Raw genomic sequence first — 18,789 nt, 5'->3', positions numbered from 1 at the left:
GCCTCTCCTCCGGTACGACTTTCGACTCACGCACTGCTTTACGTGGCAATGCATTCGTAAAAAGATATCGCAACAGATGCGCAAATCGTCAATCAAAAAGCATATCGGCTTTTGATATTGATAAAATTGCGGCTCATTGCACATGGAGGACTTGCGACATCCACACAGCGTGCGTGCATGGGCATCACCTCGGGAAGTGTGTGCCAGGTCGCGCTGTGGCCGCAGACGTCCTTCCTGATGCCCCTCCCCGCCTTGCCAGTGCCCGACGGCCGATGGACCTTCTCAACCAACACAAACTGCGCAGACAATGTAGATAATTTTTGCGAGAAGCGCCATGCATGATCTCAACAGCAAAGCAGTTGCGTATGATTCGCAGCCAAAAGCAAGGCGGAGAGGGGCAGCGCGATGATGTCGCTTCAGGAAATCTCGGACAGGCTGGAAATACAGGACCTCTTCGCGCGCTATTGCTTCGCAATCGACGAACGGGACTGGGACGCGCTTGACCGTGTGTTCACGCCAGACGCGCAGATCGATTACTCCGAAACCGGAGGCGCCGCGGGTACTTTCGCGCAGATCAAGGCGTGGTTGCCGGTGGCGCTGGATCGCTTTCCGATGTTCCAGCACATGGTGGCGACGACCAGGCTTGACCTTGACGGCGACACCGCCCGGGCGCGCACGATCCTGTTCAACCCGATGGTCCATCGCAGCGCGGTGGGCGAGGAGCAGGTCTTCTTCATCGGTCTTTGGTATCGTGACAGGCTGGTCCGCACGCCCGATGGCTGGCGCATTGCCGAGCGCCACGAGGACATGGCGTGGTCGCACAACGTGCCGCCGATGGGCCCCGTGCCCGAGATCCCTGCAAACTGAGGAGCGCCTGCCGATGTTGCGCATTTCCGTGCCCGCCGAAGCGGCCAGCGATCCCTATGGCCATGCCGCGCGAACCCATGCGCGCGAGATCATGGCCGCTGCAGCCGGATTCTCCTTTGCCGTCTATCGCGAGACCCGGCTCTCGCTACGCGAGTTCGAGGCGGCGCGCATGCGCACGGCGCAGATCAACGGTTGCATAATCTGCCAGGACTTCCGCGCGGCGCGCGATGCGGAAATCACCTTCTCGGTTGGTGGCGAGACGCCCGAGCGGCTGGTGACGGCAAACGGCCCGGCGCCCGACGAGGCGTTCTATGCGGCGGTGGAGAACTGGCAGGACTCCGGGTTGTTTTCACCGCGGGAGCGGCTGGCCATCGCCTTTGCCGAGCGCTTCGGCACGGACCCGAAAGGACTGGCGGCGGACGAGGATTTCTGGACCGGGATGCACGAAGCCTTCAGCGATGGCGAGATCGTCGATCTGGCGCATTGCGTGGCGGCATGGGTCGGCCTTGGCCGCGTGGCGCATGTCCTGGGGTTTGACACGGTGTGCCTGGCCACAAATCCATCAGGCAGGGAATCGGCATGAGCGTGAGTGACGAGAGGCTGGGCACGCCCGGGACGGGTGTGGTGATCACCGGCGGGGCATCGGGCATCGGCCTGGCCACCGCCCATGCCTTGGCCGAAGTGGGGCGCCCGGTGGCGCTGTGGGACATCAATGCCGAAGGCGCCCAGGCTGCCGCGGCCGACATCGCGGCGCGATATGGCGTGGCGGCGGTGGGCCTCGCGGTGGACTTGCGCAATCCGCAGGGGGTTGCCCCGGCCGCAATCGAAACGCGCGCTGCGATCGGAAACGTCGGCGGTATCGTCCACGGTGCGGGCACGGCGGTGCAGACCGGAATTGGCGGGGTCACGCCCGAGAACTTCGACGCCGGAATGGCGCTGCACGTGCGCGCGGTGATCGAACTGGTGCAGGCTTTCCGCGATGACCTGAAGGCGCATCCGGGCGGCGCGGTGGTGGCGATCTCTTCGATCAACGCATGGTTCGGCAACGGAATGATCCCGATCTATACGGCGGCCAAGGGCGCGGTCATATCGCTGGTGCGATCCATGGCCGACGAGCTTGCGCACGATGGCATCCGCATCAACGCCCTGAGCCCCGGCATGATCGACACGCCGATCCTTGGCGAGATGCGAGACGGGATGGCGCAGATCTACGGTCCGCGCATATTCCCTGGCCGGTTCGGCAAGCCCGAAGAGATCGCGACGACGATCCGCTTTCTCCTGTCGGATGAAGCCAGCTATATCACCGCCACGGAGATTGTCGTCGATGGTGGCATCCGCCATTCGCAACGGCCTTGAAGGAGTTTTTGACACGATGCGTTCGGTAATCGTTACGGGTGGCTTTGGCGTGCTGGGGCGCGCCGTGGCGCAGGCGTTCCGCGACAATGGCGACAAGGTGGCGCGGATCGATTTTGCGCCCTCGGCGCCGGACGCGAACCCTGGCGGGCTCGACATCGGCGGTGTGGACCTGACCGATGCCGCTGCCGCAGCGGCGGCGGTAGAGCAAGTCAAGGCGGCGCTGGGCGACATTGCCGTTCTGGTGAACGTGGCGGGCGGTTTCGTGTGGCAGACGCTCGCCGATGGCGGTCCCGAGACCTGGGCAAGGATGTTCGCGATGAACGCGACCACCTGCGTGACCATGACCAAGGCTGCGCTGCCGACGCTGAGCGCGACGCCGGGCGCGGCGATCGTCAACATCGGCGCGGGCAGCGCGCTGGTGGCAAGCGGCGGGATGGGGGCCTATGCCGCATCCAAGCAAGCCGTCCACAAGCTGACCGAGAGCCTTGCCGCCGAGCTTGCCGGGACGGACTGCACGGTCAACGCCGTGCTGCCAAGCATCATCGACACGCCGACGAACCGGGCCGACATGCCCGACGCCGACTTTTCGCAGTGGGTGCAGCCGGCTTCGCTGGCCAAGGTCATCGTGTTCCTGGCATCGCCCGGCGCACGCAACCTGAGCGGGGCCCTGATCCCGGTATCGCGCGGGGGCTAACCCTACACGCCCTGTAGGAGTGCGCGGGCTGCCTGCGCACCATCGAGCAGGGCGTTTTCGCGCCGCACTGCCCGCCAGCCCTTCGCGGTGCGGCGGAACGACCAGCGGTTGGCCGAGACGCGGTGGACCACAAAGCTGCCTGCTTCGTGGCGCAGCACCAAGGAATGACAGCGCGCAGTGGCGACATCGCCTGCGACAGTGACGGCAGCAGGGCCAAGGAGATGGGCGCAACCATCGGCCATGAGCTGGCGGTGGACCGGGCCCTCGATCAGCGCGGCGATTTCGGCATGGCCCCTAGCCGTGGCAAAGCCGGTGACGACATATTCGCCATCCTCGGTCCACAGCTCGGCAAGGGCCTGGGCATCGCCTGCATCGGCAAGCGGTCCGTAGCGCGCGATAAGCTCTCGCACAGCTTCGCGATCTTCAAGAGCAGTGAGGCGGGCAGAGAAATCGGTGGCTTCCGGCATTGGCTTGGTGCTTTCACGCAAACGGAGTGAGGCCGCCGAGCACCTCGCGAACAAGGTCGCCCTGTCCGCGCGTCCCGGTCTTGGCGTAGATGCGCTTGGAATAGTTTCGTGCGGTCTCGTCGGTCAGGCGCAGGGCACGCCCCGCTTCGATAATCGTCTCGCCACGGCTCAGCTTCTCTGCAAGCGCGGCTTCGCGGTCGGACAGGCCGTGCAGTTCACGCAGGATGCGGGTTCCCGCGCGCTCATCCTCACGGACGGAGGTGCGGAGCGTACCGATCACGGCGGGCAGGGCGTGTGGTTCGGGCAGGGCAAGGTCGCACTTGCGCAGGAGCATGTGCAGGTCACGCGCAGGATCAAGCAGGATCGCGGTCGCTTCGATATGGCCCTCGGCGATTGCGCTGCAAGCCTTTTCGAGCGCGCCGCTGGCAGCGGGCAGGAGCTGCAGCCGTCGCCCACCACGGGGATCCGGGGCGGGAGCGAAGGTCAGCATCCGCTCGGCCTGCGGGTCGGTTGCCATGACCCGTCCGCCTGCATCAAAAGCCAGCTGACCCGCGCCGAGCCGAGCAAGTGCTGCTTGTGCCATCGCGGTCTGCAAGCGCTGTTCGGCAAGTGCGGCGAGCGTGCGCAGCGAAGCGGCAAGGTGCGGGCCGATGGCGGCAAGGGTGGAAACGGCAGCAGAGCTGAAATCCTCACGCTCGCGCACCAGCAGCAGCCACGCATCGGCCGCACCGCCGGCGCTTACGCGGAGCCAGCGGCCATAGCGAATGCCCATCTCGGCCAGAGCGCTGCGCTGGAGGGCAAGGCGCGCGGGATCGTCAAAATCGAGCATCTCGTCGATCGCATAGACACGGCCTGGCCGCAGCTGGCCATAGGGGTGCAGGCCGAGTGCGTTGATGCGGCGGAAGTCGAGTTGACGCTCCCTCACCGCGCGGGGCGCGGTGACATGGATGACGGTCGGCTCCTGCGAAGGCATGGCATTGGCCAGGGTGATGATGAGGAAAGCGCGGCGCGCATATGTGCGGGCGACGAGATTGCGCATGAACGCGCCCCACGGCGGCGTTTCGTGAACACCCTCGACAAGCGGCAGGAAAAGCTCCTGCTGGTCCGTATGCGTGAATGCCACCGTTTCCTCCCATATGGGAGCTTTGGTTTAGGGGCGAAGGGCTGAATTGCAAGCCGAGCCTGAGGGAGCTTCTCCGAATGACTGATGCCGTGACGCCTTCTGCCGCGATGACCGATGCAGAACTTGCAGCCCATCTTGCCCAAGTGGCGGGAAAGCTGCTGCTGACGGTGCGCGAAAGCGGAATGCTCAGCCTCAAGAAGCTGGGCAAGGCCGGCGATGCCACGGCCAACCAGTTCCTCGTCCACGCCCTGCGCGAACAGCGGCCGGAAGATGGCCTGCTTTCGGAGGAGGAAAAGGACAACCTTGACCGGCTGCAGTATTCGCGCACCTGGATCGTCGATCCGGTCGATGGCACGCGCGAATATGGCGAGGCGCGGACTGACTGGGCGGTCCATGTCGGCCTGGCCATTGACGGCGTGGCAAGCACAGGCGCGGTGGCGTTGCCAGGCGCGAACGGGGGGGCCGGGATCGTCCTGCGCACCGACCAGCCTCGCGAAGTGCCGCCCGCGCCCGAAACCTTGCGCATGGTCGTCAGTCGCACGCGCCCGGCGCACGAAGCGGTGGCCGTGGCCGAGGCCATCGGGGCCGAGCTCGTGCCGATGGGCAGCGCCGGGGCCAAGGCGATGGCCGTTATTCTTGGCGATGCCGATATCTATCTTCATTCGGGCGGCCAGTTCGAATGGGATTCCTGCGCGCCCGTCGCAGTCGCCTTGGCGCATGGCCTGCATTGCAGCCGCATCGATGGAAGCCCGCTCGTCTACAACCAGGCTGACACATACATGCCTGACCTGCTGATCTGCCGTAAGGAACATGCCGAAATGGTCCTATCCCGGATAAAGGCTGTTCAGCGCGCTTGATGGGCAATTGCCAGACATCCAAATAGAAGGCAGGTAATCCCCTCAATTTCAGGGGGTTTGCGTGCGCAATAGATTCGCGCTGTTCGTTGTCGGTCTTCTTGCCACTACTGCACCGGCACTTGCCGGAGAGACCGTCCTTTACGGCCCAGCGCCGAAATGGGCCGAAGTGCGCGATGCCGCAAAGATCGACACCGCGGCGAATACCCCTATCGCCCTGCTCGACGTGCAGCAGCGTATCGAAGGCGAGACGCTGCGAGTCTATGTCGACCAGGCCTTCAAGCTGGGGAGCCCGGAATCGCTGACACAGAGCGGCACGAGTTCAGCGGTGTGGATGCCCGACAAGGGCGATCTGACAGTTCATCGCGTCGAGATTCTCCGCGCGGGCAAGGTGATCGACGTGCTCAAGGGCGGCGCGCGCTATCAGGTGTTGCGACGGGAGCGAGGGCTGGAGCAGCGCCAGATCGACGGCATGTTGACCGCCACTCTCGCCATTCCCGGGCTGCAGGTCGGCGATGTGGTGCGGATTGCCTATAGCCAGACCATGCGCGACAAGGCGTTGCAGGGGAAAGTGCAGATCGACAGCGGTCTCTTGACCCTGCCGCTCGAGGCAGGCTTTGCACGCACCAGCGTTTCCTGGCCCGAAGGCCTCGCGGTAAAATGGCAGGCGGGCCCGGCGGCCGGCAACCCGACCGAAAGTGTCAAGGACGGCTGGCACACCGTGAACGTGGCGCTGCCACTGGCAAAGCGAGAGGAGATGCCGCAAGGTGTGCCATCGCGCTTTACCCGGCCGCCCACGCTGGAAGCCACCACGTTCGGCAGCTGGGAAGAAGTCTCGCGGGTGTTCGCACCGCTTTATTCGACGAAGGACGCGATTGCGCCAGGCAGCCCGCTGGCAGCGGAAGTCGCCAAGATCGAGAAGCAGAGCGCAGACCCACTGACCCGCGCAGCTTTGGCTACGCGGTTGGTGCAGGATCAGGTCAGCTATCTGCTGAACGGCATGGCCGGCGGGAACTACGTGCCGCAAGCCCCTTCGCTGACCTGGACCTCGCGCTACGGCGATTGCAAGGCGAAATCCCTGCTCCTGCTCTCCTTGCTTGAAGCCTTGGGGATCAAGGCAGAGGTCGTTGCCGTCAATAGCCAGACGGGCGATGCCGTGCCGGAATCGCTGCCGATGCCCGCAGCGTTCGACCATGTCATCGTGCGCGCCGAGATCGCGGGCGAGACCTATTGGCTGGATGGTACAGCTACCGGCACCCGGATTGCGACGATTGCCGATGTGCCACCGTTCCGTTTTGCCCTGCCGATCCGGGCGGAAGGTGCACCGCTCATGACCATCGCACCGCGTCTGCCTCAGCTGCCTGCGGGAATTGTGAAGATGACCATAGATCAGCGCGCCGGGATCGACATGCCAGCGCTCGTGACAGTCACGACGACGTTTTCCGGCATGCTCGGCAGCAATTTCGGCGCGGCGCTGGGGCAGGCGAGTGCCGATCAGAAAAAGCAGATCCTTGGCAAGATGGCGGATTCGCTGTTCAAGAGTCTTACCGACGACGGCGGGCTGGTAACTGACGGCAGCACCAGCTTTGACAGCGAGACCGGCACGGCAACCGTGAACATCAAGGGAATCGTTGTGTCGCTGTTCGGTGATCGTGACGGCACCAAGCGGATGGACATGCGCGGGTTGAGCAGCGCGACGACCTCGTTCGATTATGACCGTAGCCGCGCCAACTGGAAGGCGCTGCCAGTCAGCCTCGGATCGGCCGAGCGGGTGATCGAGGAAATGGAAGTGCTGCTGCCGCCCGACGAACCGGGCTTCAAGCTTGGCGGCAAGCCTGACTACGAGGTGAGCTTTGCCGGCAACACGGTGACTCGCAAGGGGCAGCTTGAGGGGCAGCGATTCACGGTGAGCGAGGAGCGGGCGTCGCTGGGCGGGGAATTGCCCGCAGCGGAAATCGCGACAGAGAAGGCCAAGGCTCTGCGGCTGCGCAACACCGTACCCTTCCTTGTCGCCCCGGTCAGCGCAGCGCGGGCCTGGCGCTATCAGACGGCAGCGCTCAAGGCACGGCTCGCACCCATCGAGGCTGCCTATGCCCAGGCGCTCTTGCGGGAGACCGGCGATGCGCAGGCCGATCCGTTGGTGCGGCGGGCAGACCTCCGAGAATCAGTCTTCGATCTGGAAGGCGCAGTGGCGGATTGGGACAAGGCGATTGGGCTGACACCGGATGCGTGGACCTACAGCCGTCGTGGTTACACCAAGCGTCAGATGGGGCGTTTGGAGGAAGCGATTGCCGATTTCCGTGAGGCGCTCAAGCTCGCGCCGTCGGCCAGCAACGCGATGACCCTTGCAGCGGCGCTGGGGCAGTCTGGCAAGACCGAAGAGGCGCTGGCGCTGCTGAGCGAATACGACGACATGGGCGACGAACATTCAGGAGTCGTCCAGACACGCGCTGACGTGCTTGCCTATGCCGGCAGGGGGGACGAAGGCCTGAAGGAGATCAATGGCCTGATCGACGAAAGGCCCGGCGACACCTCTCTGCTCAATGCCTCGTGCTGGTATCGTGCGCGCTTCCGCGTCGGCACGGACGTGATGATGGACGTGTGCAACCAGGCGACCGAGCGCGCCTCCAACCCGGCCGCCGTGCTCGACAGCCGAGCTTTGGCGTGGGTGGCGCAAGGTAATCTTGCCAGTGCCTTGGCCGATACCGAGGCAGCGCTGAAAATCTGGCCCTCGCAGATCGCGTCGCAATATCTCAAAGCGTGGATCGGCAACGCCATGGGCAAGCCGGAAGCGAAGGCCGATCTTGCCTACTTTCGCAAGGTCGCGCCGGGTTTGGTGCAGGATTACGCGCGCTACGGCTTGAAGTAACGCGCAAGCCTGTCCCCGTGCCGCGTCATGCCGGCAAGGCGCAGTCCTCCCTATGTTTCTCCTTGAAGAGCGGCAGTGCCGCTGCGCGTCACCGCGCGTGCACGTAGGGCAAGCCGTGAACTGCAAAAATGCGTGCTTTGCGCAACACTCACCAGCGAGTGCGACGCATTTTGCCGAAATACAGAGTTTCCAGTTGCCATCCTCGCTGCATATGCGTAGCTTAAGTCCGAATTGATTGCGCGAAAGCGCATCGGAAAGTATCCTGGAGAGGGAGAGGACATCGTGAGGAAACTGCTCGCCGCTACGGCATTGAGCTCGCTCGCCTTTGTTGCAGCACCGGCATTCGCGCAAGATTTGCCGCAGGATTCGGCGCAAGACACTGCTGCCGAAAATACCTCGGGTATCGGCGAGATCGTCGTCACTGCGCAGAAGCGGGCCGAAAACATCCAGAACGTGCCGATCGCCATCTCGGCGGTGAGCAGCCAGTTCCTCGAGACGCGCGGCATCACCTCGATCGACAGCCTCGGCTCGATCGCGCCGAACGTGAAGTTCGAACGTGCGCCATCGAACAAGACGATTTCGCAGATCGCCATCCGCGGATCGGTGACGATCAACCCGGCCGTGACCTGGGAACCTGCCGTCGGCCTTTACCTGGGCGGCGTCTACATTGCCAAGGCGCAGGGTTCGATCTTCGACGTGGCCGACCTGGAGCGCGTTGAAATCCTGCGCGGTCCGCAGGGCACGCTTTATGGCCGCAACGCGCTGGCCGGTGCCGTCAATCTCGTGCCCAAGGCGCCGAGCGGCGAACTGGGCGTGAAGGGCGAGCTGACTTATGGGAACTACGATTACTGGAAGGGGCGCGCCGTGGTCGATCTTCCGGCGATGGGGCCCTTCTCGCTCAAGCTTTCGGGCCAGATCCAGAAGCGTGACGGCTTCATCAGGCTGACGCCCAATCCCTATCCCCAAGCGGTAGCCGCAGGCCCTGCGCGCACCGGTCGCACCAATGACCTCGACGGCAAGAGTGGCATGGTCCAGCTGCGCTTCAAGCCTGAAGGCAGCAACTTCACCGCGGACTACATGTTCGACTATTCGAAGTTCGATCAGCGCCCGGACTATGCGCAACTTGTGCGGGTGAACCGTAATGGCAACCCCGAAGACATCTTCGACCCCAATTCGCCCGGTTACGCCTTCGGCGGCGCGTTCTTCCCGCTCAACCTCTATGACCGGGCCGACCGCCAGTCGACCGCATCGCTCGACGCCAACCCGCTTTACGAACGTTCGCGCACGTATGGTCATGCGCTGACCCTGGCGCTCGATCTTGGCGGAGCAACGGTCAAGTCGATCACCGCTTACCGCAACCTCAAGTGGGCAGACTCGCTCGACCTGGACGGTTCGCCGCTGCCGGTGGCGCTCACCCAGCGTGACACCAGCTTCCACAGCTGGAGCCAGGAGCTGCAGGTTTCCGGCCAGACGATGAGCGACAAGCTCAAGTACGTCGCGGGCGTATTCTACTACAAGGAAAAGGCCGAAACGCTCGGGCCGCAAAGCTTCTTTGGCGGCGGTGCGTCCTATCAGTCGGACTATGGTTCGAACACGGAAGCCTTCGCCGTGTTCGCGCAGGTCGATTATGACATCACCGATGCCCTGAAGCTGACGCTGGGTGGACGCTACACGCACGAGAAGAAGGACGTGCGCCGCTTCCTGCGGGTGAACTTCGATGCGGCCAATGGCATCTTCGCGCCGTTTGTTGTGGCGAACATACCCTACGGCGGCGTGCCCGATGCGACCTTCAACCGCTTCAACCCTGCGATCACGCTGGCCTATCAGGCGAACGACAACATCAACCTTTATGCCCGCTTCGCGCAGGGCTTCAAGTCTGGTGGTTTCAACGGCGAAACCAACGATTTCCGCGCGCCCACAGCGGCTTGCCCGACCGGCGCATTTGAGCTGTGCAACCCCTATCGCCCGGAAACGGTCGACAGCTACGAAGTCGGCATCAAGACCAAGCTGGCCGATGGCAAGGTGATCTTCAACGTCGCCGGCTTCTGGGACGAACACAAGGACATCCAGCTTTCGGTCTTCACCGCCAACGGTGCGGCAGCCTCGGTCGTCAAGAACGCCGCCGCCGCGCGCATCCGCGGCTTGGAAATCGAGACGGTGATCCGTCCGGTCGATGTGCTGACGATCAACGGCTCGCTCGCCTTCCTCGACCCCAAGTACAAGAGCTATATCGAGGCGGTGAACGGCGTCGACACCAACGTCGCCGACAACCGTGCCTTCCCGCACACACCCAAGACCACTGCCGCAGCTGGCGTCGATCTCCGCGTGGCGCAGGGTGACTGGGGCCGCTTCAACGTGAACGGCGATATCAACTACGTCTCCAGCTATTACACTTTCCCCTATGCCCTGAACACGACCAACCCGTCGGACCAGAACGCCAACAACACCAAGTCCAGGGGCCGCACCATCGCGAACCTGCGCGCCGCAGTTTCCGAAGTGCCGCTGGGCGGGGCGAAGGCTGAATTGGCGCTGTGGGTCAAGAACCTGACCAAGGAGCGCGATCCTTCCAACTTCATCGACTTTGGCCCGGGCTTTGGCGGCCTGACGGTCGGGTATTTCCCCGATCCGCGCACTTACGGCCTCACGCTGGGCGTGAAGTTCTAATGCTGTTCGCAGGGAAAAAGGCGCTGGTAACCGGTGCGGCATCGGGCATCGGCCGCGCCACCGCTATCCGCTTCGCTGCCGAGGGCGCGGCGCTGACCATCGGTGATCGCAATCTTGCGGGGCTTGAGGAAACGGCCGCGATGATCGCCGCCGCTTCGGGCACCGCGCCGGTGGTGCAGGCCTACGACGCCACCGACTATGCCTCGTGCCGCGCGCTGGTGGACACCGCCGCGCGCGAAGGGCTCGACATAGTCTGCAACATCGCTGGCCTGCTGAAATGGGGGCGCTCCGAGACTTTTGCGGCAGAGGACTTCGACCTGCTCATGCACGTCAACGCGACGAGCGTCTTCGTGATCTGCCAGGCGGCGATGCCACATCTGCTCAAGAGCAAGGGCACCATCGTCAACACCGCGTCCACCGCCGCGCTGCAGGGCCAGCCCTACAACGCTGCCTATTCGGCCTCGAAGCACGCCGTGGCGGCGATCACAAAGGGCCTGGCCATCGAATATGCTGCCGCAGGTGTTCGCATCAATGCGATCTGCCCCGGCCATGTGATCACGCCGATGACGGAGAACACCCCTCCGCCCGAGGGCGTGGACTGGGCGCTGATGATGCGCAACGCGCCCAAGCTGCTGGACGGTTCGTGCGCGCCAGAAGACATCGCGGAAATGTTCGCCTTCCTCGCCAGCGACAAGGCGCGCAAGATCACCGGATCGCTGTTTACCGTCGACGGCGGACAACTGGCAGGATGACAGCATGACAGACCTTTCCGCCGAAGCCAGCAACCTCAGCCACGTCTGGCGCCGGTTCTGCAGCGAACTGGCCGAGGCGGGGGAGGTTCTGGCACGCCCGTCGAGCCCGACCAGCGCACTCGATCAGGCCGAGGGTCTGCGGTATCTCAGCCGTCTGGCGCGCACCGCGCTCAACATGCTGGTCGACAGCGCGGACCCGGATTTTCCGCGCCTGTTCCTGTTGTGCGACGACAAGATCAAGATCGGCGCCGACAACCCCGACAACCTCTACCAGCAGTGCGTGGTGCGGGGCGATCGTACCTATCGCATCACCGGCAAGCGCAATACGGTCCCCTACTTCTCGATCGGCAGCAAGGCCAACCGCTATGCCATCGACGGGACGATGGCTTCGACTGGCGAGATCGAATTCGCGCAGATGGAGTTCGGGCCTGACGGCACCTTCGAGATCGTGGTCAGCCGCGATCCGCAGCCGGGCAACTGGCTGCCGATGGCAGACGACACCACCTTGCTGATCGTGCGCCAGACCTTTGACGACAAGCAGACGCAGATCCCTGCCGACATCAAGGTGGAACGGATCAGTGATGGACCGACAGCGCCCGCGCTGCTTACGCCCGCATTGATCGAACAGCAACTCATGGCCTCTGCCGCATGGGCGCGGGGCACGGCCAATACCTTCGCCAACTGGTCCGAATGGTTCAAGGCGCATCCCAACCAGTTCTACGATGCGCCGCAGGAGATTTTCTGGAAGGCGGGCGGCGATCCCAATATCTGGTACGGCCACTTCTACTTCGACCTCCAGCCGGGCGAGGCGCTGGTGATCGAAACACCGGTGCCGGACTGCCGCATGTGGAACGTCCAGATCGACAACTGGTGGATGGAATCGCTCGACCACGTTCACCAGAAGGTGTGGCTCAACAATTCGATGGCCAGGCTGGAGCCGGACGGCAGCGTGATCGTGGTTTGTGCCGATGCTGATCCGGGGTTCGGCAACTGGGTCGATCTTGCCGGGCATCGTTCCGGCACAGGCCTGTGGCGCTGGTTCAACGCAGCCGAGAACGTGGTACCGAGGATGCGGGTGGTGAAGCTCTGACGATCTTGTCGGGCGCCCCAGCAGGTGCCATCTCGGCCACTGAATACAACGCCGGGAATGACAATTGACCCAGACTGCAGACCGCCTTCCGACGTTCTTCCTCAACCATGGCGGCGGCCCGTGGCCATGGATGGACGGCCCGATGCGCCGGGCATACGACCAGCTTGAAGGTTCGCTGCAGGCTGTCATCCCATCCTTGGGGGCCATGCCCAAGGCCATCCTCGTGGTTTCGGCACACTGGGAAGAGGCGGTGCCGCACGTTTCGACCAACGCGGCGCCACCGATGCTTTATGATTACTATGGCTTCCCAGAACACACCTATCGCATACGCTATCCCGCTCCCGGGAGTCCGGAGCTAGCCGGTCGAGTCAGCCAGTTGCTACGCGCCGGGGGCATGGACTGTCGCGGGGACGCGAAGCGCGGCTTCGATCACGGCACCTTCTCGATGATGCAGCCGATCCGGCCCGAGGCGGACATTCCAGTTGTCCAGCTTTCAGTGCTGACCAGTTTCGACGCAGCCGAACACATCGCCATGGGCCGCCTCCTTGCGCCGCTACGCGAGGAGGGCGTGCTCGTGTTGGGCTCGGGACTGTCGTATCACAATCTGCGTAATTTCGGGGTGAAGGGACAGGCGGCGTCGCATGCCTTCGACCGCTGGTTGCGCGACAGACTTTCCGGCGTCGATGGCGATCAGCGTGCGATCGCGCTCGAGCGGTGGATGGATGGGCCTGCGGCCATGCAGGCGCATCCGCGGCCCGAGCACCTGCTGCCCTTGCATGTCATCGCCGGAGCTGCCGGAGCAGATCCATGCAGCGTCCAGTTTCACCAGGACGATTTCTTCGGCGGCCTTGCCGTGACCAGCTTCCGGTTCGGCTAGACGATCAAAGGCCGGGCAATCCGACAAAGGCGGCCCATGCCAGCATCGGCCCGATGCCAACGATGATTGCGGCATAAAGCAGCAGCTTGCGCAGCATGGCAGGGCGTTCGTCTTCGGGCGCATTGCCGACGATCAGCGCGCCGTTGGTGGAAAACGGTGAGGTATCGACGATGGTGTTGGCAATGCAGATCGCCGCGACGACTGGCATGACGGCGATGTGACCGCCAGCGAGAACGGGCAGGCTTAACGGGATGATGACCCCTAGCAGCGCCGTCGACGAAGCAAAGGCCGAGACGACGCCGGCAAGATAGCATAGCAGAAGAACTGCGAGACTGGCCGATCCAACCTGCCCGATCAGTGCGCTGATTGCATCGAGCGTGCCGATTTTGTCGAGCAGGGTCACGTAGATGACGATGCCTGAGATGAGCAGGATGGTGGACCAGTCAACCTGCTTGAGCGCACCCTGCTGCGTACGCGGCGCAACCATGGCGAGCGCGAGGATCACCATGAGTGCCATGAACCCGATCTCGACCTTGAACAGCAGCGCGCCGGCGGCGAGGGCCAGCAGGCCGGCAAGCGTCCACGCCCCATCTCGGTCGAGCACCGGCACTTCAACATGGCCTTCGTGGTTCGTGCCTGCCACCGCCTCGCGCCGGGCATAGAACAGCCAGACCATGAGGGCGATTGCGGCATTGAAGGCTGCGCTGGCGATGAACAGGTATTGCGCATCAGGCTCGATGCCGCTGCCGGTGAGGACCTTGGCGGTGATGCCGCCGTAGATCGAGATGGGCGAGAAGCTTCCTGCCTGGGCGCCGTGGACGACGAGCAGGCCCATCATCAATGGAGAAAAGCCGTGGCTGCGCGAAAAGCGCATGGCAATCGGGGCGACGATGGCGACCGCAGCAGGCCCGACAGCGCCAAGCGCCGTCAGCACGCCGGCGACGAGGAAGACAAGCAGCGGCAAAAGCGCCGTATGACTGCCCAGCAGCCCCGCCGCGCGCGCCACCAGCCAGTCTATCGCGCCATTCCTGCTGGCAATCCCGAACAGATAGGTGATGCCGAGCAGGGTCAGGAACAGGTCGGCAGGGAAGCCGGCCAGAACCTCCTTCACCGGCAGTCCTGCGCCGAATACGCCAAGCGCCAAAGCTGCTGCGAAGCCGATCAGCCCCATGTTTACCGGCAACCACACTGCCGCCACGAAGATCGCGACCAGAATCGCGATCGACAGGATCAACATCTCTCATTCCCCTCCCGCACGTTGCCCTAGCTGGCGAAGAGTGCGGCATATTCCTGTCTTAGCAGTGCCTTCTGCACCTTGCCCATGGTGTTGCGCGGCAATTCATCAACGAAAACGACCGCGCGCGGCTGCTTGAAGCGGGCCAACCTGTCAGCCAGAGCGGCAATTACCCTATCGGCATCGAGCGTCGGGTCGGTCGCCTTCACCACGGCAACGACGGCCTCGCCCATGTCGGCGTGGGGCACCCCAATCACCGCGCTTTCGGCAATGCCGGGGATCTCATCGAGCACGGCTTCGACTTCGGCCGGATAGATGTTGAAGCCCCCGGCGATGATCAGATCCTTGGCACGGCCGACGATATGCACATAGCCTTGCGGGTCGATGTAGCCCAGGTCGCCGGTGATGAAGAAGCCATCGTCGCGGAATTCCTCGGCAGTCTTCTCAGGCATCTGCCAGTAACCGCGAAACACGTTGGGTCCTTTGACCTCGATCACGCCAATCTCGCCTTGGGGCATTTCGACTCCGCTTTCGGGCTGGGCAATGCGCAAGATCACGCCCGGGAGCGGGAATCCTACGCTGCCCGGCTTGCGCTTGCCATCATAGGGATTGGAAGTGTTCATGTTGGTTTCGGTCATGCCATAGCGTTCGAGGATCGCTTGCCCGGTGAGAGCGGCAAAATCCTTGTGGACCTCCGCCGAGAGGGGCGCCGAACCTGAAATGAAGAGGCGCATATGGCTGACAAGCTCGCGAGTGAAACCGGCATGGCCCAATAACCGCGAATAGAAGGTCGGCACCCCCATCAACACGCTTGCCTGCGGCATCAGCCTGACAAGTTCATCAGCATCGAACCGCGGCAGGAAGATCATCGCCGAGCCCGCCGCGATCGTGACGTTGGTTGCCACGAACAAGCCGTGCGTGTGAAAGATCGGCAGGGCATGAAGCAACCGGTCGGCGCTGGTGAAGCGCCAATAATCGAGCAGGGTCAGCGCATTCGAGGCCAGGTTCGCATGGCTCAGCATTGCTCCCTTGCTGCGCCCGGTTGTGCCGGAGGTGTAAAGGATCGCAGCGAGGTCGTCCGGCTGCGGAATGTGGCGCGGGAAGGCTTCGGGCTGGCCTGCCGCGGCTTCTACGAGCGTCCCGCCGTTGCCTTCTGCGTCGAGCGTCAGCAGCGCAGGCAGGCCAAGCTCGCTGCACAAGTCCGACATGGCCGCCTCATCAGTGGTGCGGCACAGAACGAGGGCGGGGCGCGCATCACCAAGGAAGTAGCGCAATTCGCCTATCGTATACGCAGTGTTGAGCGGGAGGTAGACAGCGCCCGACAGCAGCGCGGCCAGCCAGGTGAGCAACGCTACCTGCGATTTCTCGACCTGGACAGCCACACGGTCGCCCGGCATCACGCCATTGGCGCGAAATGCATGGGCGATCTGGGCAGCGCGAACTGCGGCGCTACGGTAACTCAGCTCTGCTCCATCCGGACCGATCAGGAAGGGTGCATCTGGTTGAGATTCGCAATGGCCCAGAAACAGGCTGAGGATGTCGTGCGGCGCACCGTAAGGCAATTGGCAGGTCCTTGAGCAGGACTCGGGAACAGGTTGTTTCCGGAGTGTGTGTATGCAAGAATTCCATAATCACACTATCGGGCATGCATCAACATGATTTCGGAAAATGACCACGCCGGCGGGATGCTGCGTTCGGAGCGCATCCGCCTCGCGCTTGCGGACGAAATTACCAGCGGCATTCTGGCGCCCGGCACCCAGCTGGACGAGCAGCAACTGGGCGACCGGTTCGGCGCCTCGCGCACGCCGGTTCGCGAAGCCTTGCGGCAATTGGCTGCGGAGGGACTGGTCGAAATGCGACCGCGGCGCGGTGCGGTCGTGGCCGCGATGACGGCAGAGCGGGTGTTCGAGATGTTCGAACTCTCAGCGGAAATCGAAGCGCTGTGCGTGCGCCTGGCGGCGTGGCGAATGACCCCTCTCGAACGGAGCGCGCTGAGGAAAATCCACGAAGAATCGGCCATTTTGGTGGAGAATGGCGATGTAGAGGAGTACGACCGACTGAACTGGCGGTTCCACGATGCGATTTATGAGGGAACCCACAACACCTTCATCGTGGAACAGGCAAAGCTCCTTCGTGAGCGCATGGCCGCCTTTCGCAGAGCGCAGTTGCGACAGGGTGGACGACCCGCGCGGTCGCGCAACGAACACGGCGAACTGGTCGAGGCCGTAATGCGTGGCGATGGGGAAGAAGCGGCCAAACTGATGCGTGCGCACATGTTCAACGCTTCGAACGCGCTCGAAGGATACGCTCGCCTTTTCACCAGTCCCGACGTGCAAGGCTGACGATACCCTCAACAAGGCCAGTGGGAACTGGCAACAATTTTGGCTTGCGCTGTCAAAACAAGTATGCAAGGCAAGAGGCATAACGACCGCGCGCATACATTGCAGCGGCTGAGAGGGATGCCAGAACCAAGCCACAGGGGCGATATGTGAGCCCTGGCGCCCCCTCTGCTGACAGCGCTGTCGATAAGGGTGCAGGTTTCAAAAGGGAGGATTACGATGAGAAAACTGCAGTTCGCGTGCCTGGCATCGGCACTGTCTCTGGCGGCTACGTCCGCCTACGCCCAGGATGCGAGCGAGGCGCCGACAGATGGCGACATCGTCGTCACGGCAAACCGCACTTCATCGCTGCTGTCCAAGACCCCGATTGCAATGACGGCTGTCGGCGGTGACGATCTGATCGCCTCGGGCATCACCAATCCGACGCAGCTTGAGGAAAGCGTTCCCAACCTGTCTATCGTGCGCGGCAACGGCCTGCAGATCACCATTCGCGGCGTGACCAGCACCGACGGTACCGAAAAGGGCGATCCTTCGGCGGCCTTCATGATCAACGGCGTCTATCTGGCGCGTCCGCAGGCTCAGGAAGTCTCGTTTTTCGACATCGAGCGCGTAGAAGTGCTGCGCGGCCCGCAGGGCACGCTCTATGGGCGCAACTCGACGGCCGGCGTGGTCAACATCCTCACGGTTCAGCCCAAGTTCGAATTTGGCGCACGCGCCGATGTTTCCTACGGCAATTTCAACGCGCTGAATGGTACTGCCGTCATCAACGTCCCGGCTGGCGAAACGATTGCCTTCCGCGTTGCCGCGAACATCGACCAGCGTGACAGCTATCTTATCGATGGCGCACCGAACGATGGCGTGACGCTCAACAAGTTCAAGGACAACAAGTCTGTCCGCCTGTCAGCACTGTTCAAGCCGACCCCGGACCTCAGCCTTCTGCTTGTCGGTGATTACAGCAAGGTGAAGGGCAACCCTACCAACGGTGTTCCCACCACGCAGTTCTATAGCAACATCACGAGCGGCGGTCGCCAGAACTTCAGCGCGCCAACCTATCTGGGCGCCGATCCCGATGTCGCCCGCACGTTGAGCCGCACGCAGGCGCAGCAGGCCTTCCGCAACAACGAGGAAAAGGGCGTGATGGGCGAGCTCAACTATACGTTGGGCAATGTCACGCTGACCTATCTCGGGTCATACCGTGAATCGGAACGCAAGGAATTCAGCAACGCCGCCAATGGAGCGTTCTCGGCGGACTTTGCGGGCAAGTACTGGCAAACCTCGCAGGAAGTCCGTCTCGCTTATGGTGGTGATGGCCCGCTGCAGGCGCAGATCGGCGGATACTACTTCAAGGAAAAGTCAGGCATTGCCTTCTTCCTGAACAATCTGCTGGGTGCCAACACGCGCTTCGGCTTCCCGCAGGACCCGACAATTGCCGAGAACAAGTCAGTCTTCGGGCAGGCAACCTATGAAATTGTCCCTGACCTGAAGATCACGGGCGGCGTCCGCTACTCGCACGACCTCAAGTCGCGCGTCGGCAACACGGTGGTCGATTTGTATGATCCGGGCCTTGTCAAGTTCGCATTGAACGGTTCCTTCTGTTGACGGG

At 63.2% G+C, this 18,789-nt stretch carries 16 protein-coding genes; 12 read left to right on the top strand and 4 right to left on the bottom strand.

Annotation, left to right across the window (positions count from 1 at the left end):
• Positions 1-405: 405 nt before the first annotated feature.
• From AX703_RS06215 to AX703_RS06200, 4 genes are read left to right on the top strand one after another with little or no spacing between them, the layout of a single operon-like run.
• Complete coding sequence (locus tag AX703_RS06215; protein WP_062343294.1) at positions 406-867, top strand: nuclear transport factor 2 family protein; 462 nt, start codon at positions 406-408, stop codon at positions 865-867.
• Between the two features lie 13 nt (positions 868-880).
• Positions 881-1,450 (top strand): carboxymuconolactone decarboxylase family protein, encoded by a 570-nt coding sequence (locus AX703_RS06210; protein WP_062343293.1) that lies wholly within the window; start codon positions 881-883, stop codon positions 1,448-1,450.
• On the top strand, positions 1,447-2,223 hold the full coding sequence (locus AX703_RS06205; protein ID WP_062343292.1) for an SDR family NAD(P)-dependent oxidoreductase: 777 nt from the start codon (positions 1,447-1,449) through the stop codon (positions 2,221-2,223). Before AX703_RS06210 ends, AX703_RS06205 begins: the two co-directional genes overlap by 4 nt.
• A 16-nt stretch (positions 2,224-2,239) precedes the next feature.
• Positions 2,240-2,917, top strand: a complete 678-nt coding sequence (locus AX703_RS06200; RefSeq protein WP_062343353.1) for an SDR family NAD(P)-dependent oxidoreductase — start codon at positions 2,240-2,242, stop codon at positions 2,915-2,917.
• A 2-nt stretch (positions 2,918-2,919) separates the two neighbouring features.
• Here the strand turns inward: AX703_RS06200 and AX703_RS06195 are convergent, their stop codons facing one another.
• Positions 2,920-3,384: a nuclear transport factor 2 family protein gene (locus tag AX703_RS06195; RefSeq protein ID WP_062343291.1), complete on the bottom strand. Its 465-nt coding sequence runs from the start codon at positions 3,382-3,384 to the stop codon at positions 2,920-2,922.
• Between the two features lie 13 nt (positions 3,385-3,397).
• Positions 3,398-4,507: a hypothetical protein gene (locus AX703_RS06190; RefSeq protein WP_062343290.1), complete on the bottom strand. Its 1,110-nt coding sequence runs from the start codon at positions 4,505-4,507 to the stop codon at positions 3,398-3,400.
• Between the two features lie 107 nt (positions 4,508-4,614).
• On the opposite strand from AX703_RS06190, the gene AX703_RS06185 reads away from it, so the two are divergent.
• The 6 genes from AX703_RS06185 to AX703_RS06160 all read left to right on the top strand — a co-directional run bounded on the left by AX703_RS06185 (position 4,615) and on the right by AX703_RS06160 (position 13,613).
• The gene (locus AX703_RS06185; RefSeq protein ID WP_369820995.1) at positions 4,615-5,364 is read left to right on the top strand and encodes a 3'(2'),5'-bisphosphate nucleotidase CysQ; all 750 of its coding nucleotides are present in this window, start codon (positions 4,615-4,617) and stop codon (positions 5,362-5,364) included.
• A 61-nt stretch (positions 5,365-5,425) separates the two neighbouring features.
• Positions 5,426-8,230: a DUF3857 domain-containing protein gene (locus AX703_RS06180; protein ID WP_062343289.1), complete on the top strand. Its 2,805-nt coding sequence runs from the start codon at positions 5,426-5,428 to the stop codon at positions 8,228-8,230.
• A gap of 282 nt (positions 8,231-8,512) precedes the next feature.
• Positions 8,513-10,894 (top strand): TonB-dependent receptor, encoded by a 2,382-nt coding sequence (locus AX703_RS06175; protein WP_062343352.1) that lies wholly within the window; start codon positions 8,513-8,515, stop codon positions 10,892-10,894.
• Positions 10,894-11,646 (top strand): SDR family NAD(P)-dependent oxidoreductase, encoded by a 753-nt coding sequence (locus tag AX703_RS06170; protein WP_062343288.1) that lies wholly within the window; start codon positions 10,894-10,896, stop codon positions 11,644-11,646. The genes AX703_RS06175 and AX703_RS06170 overlap by 1 nt, the downstream gene beginning before the upstream one ends.
• 4 nt (positions 11,647-11,650) lie before the next feature.
• The gene (locus AX703_RS06165; protein WP_062343287.1) at positions 11,651-12,736 is read left to right on the top strand and encodes a DUF1214 domain-containing protein; all 1,086 of its coding nucleotides are present in this window, start codon (positions 11,651-11,653) and stop codon (positions 12,734-12,736) included.
• Between the two features lie 64 nt (positions 12,737-12,800).
• Positions 12,801-13,613 carry a class III extradiol ring-cleavage dioxygenase gene (locus AX703_RS06160; protein ID WP_231735401.1) on the top strand — a complete coding sequence of 271 codons (813 nt, stop codon included), beginning with the start codon at positions 12,801-12,803 and terminating at the stop codon, positions 13,611-13,613.
• 4 nt (positions 13,614-13,617) lie between these two features.
• On the opposite strand, the gene AX703_RS06155 is transcribed toward AX703_RS06160, so the two are convergent.
• Both AX703_RS06155 and AX703_RS06150 read right to left on the bottom strand, forming a co-directional pair.
• A complete protein-coding gene (locus tag AX703_RS06155) occupies positions 13,618-14,850 on the bottom strand; it encodes an SLC13 family permease (protein WP_062343286.1) in 1,233 nt (410 codons plus the stop codon).
• A gap of 26 nt (positions 14,851-14,876) precedes the next feature.
• The gene (locus tag AX703_RS06150) at positions 14,877-16,409 is read right to left on the bottom strand and encodes a malonyl-CoA synthase (protein WP_231735400.1); all 1,533 of its coding nucleotides are present in this window, start codon (positions 16,407-16,409) and stop codon (positions 14,877-14,879) included.
• Between the two features lie 93 nt (positions 16,410-16,502).
• On the opposite strand from AX703_RS06150, the gene AX703_RS06145 reads away from it, so the two are divergent.
• Both AX703_RS06145 and AX703_RS06140 read left to right on the top strand, forming a co-directional pair.
• Positions 16,503-17,189: a GntR family transcriptional regulator gene (locus tag AX703_RS06145; protein WP_062343285.1), complete on the top strand. Its 687-nt coding sequence runs from the start codon at positions 16,503-16,505 to the stop codon at positions 17,187-17,189.
• Positions 17,190-17,405: 216 nt separating this feature from the next.
• Positions 17,406-18,785: a TonB-dependent receptor gene (locus AX703_RS06140; RefSeq protein WP_062343284.1), complete on the top strand. Its 1,380-nt coding sequence runs from the start codon at positions 17,406-17,408 to the stop codon at positions 18,783-18,785.
• Positions 18,786-18,789: the final 4 nt, after the last annotated feature.

It is taken from the genome of Novosphingobium sp. CCH12-A3 (assembly GCF_001556015.1).
Taxonomy (GTDB): Bacteria; Pseudomonadota; Alphaproteobacteria; order Sphingomonadales; family Sphingomonadaceae; genus Novosphingobium; species Novosphingobium subterraneum.
Note: the sequence above shows the minus strand (reverse complement) of the source record. Positions and strands in the feature narration are given on the sequence as shown.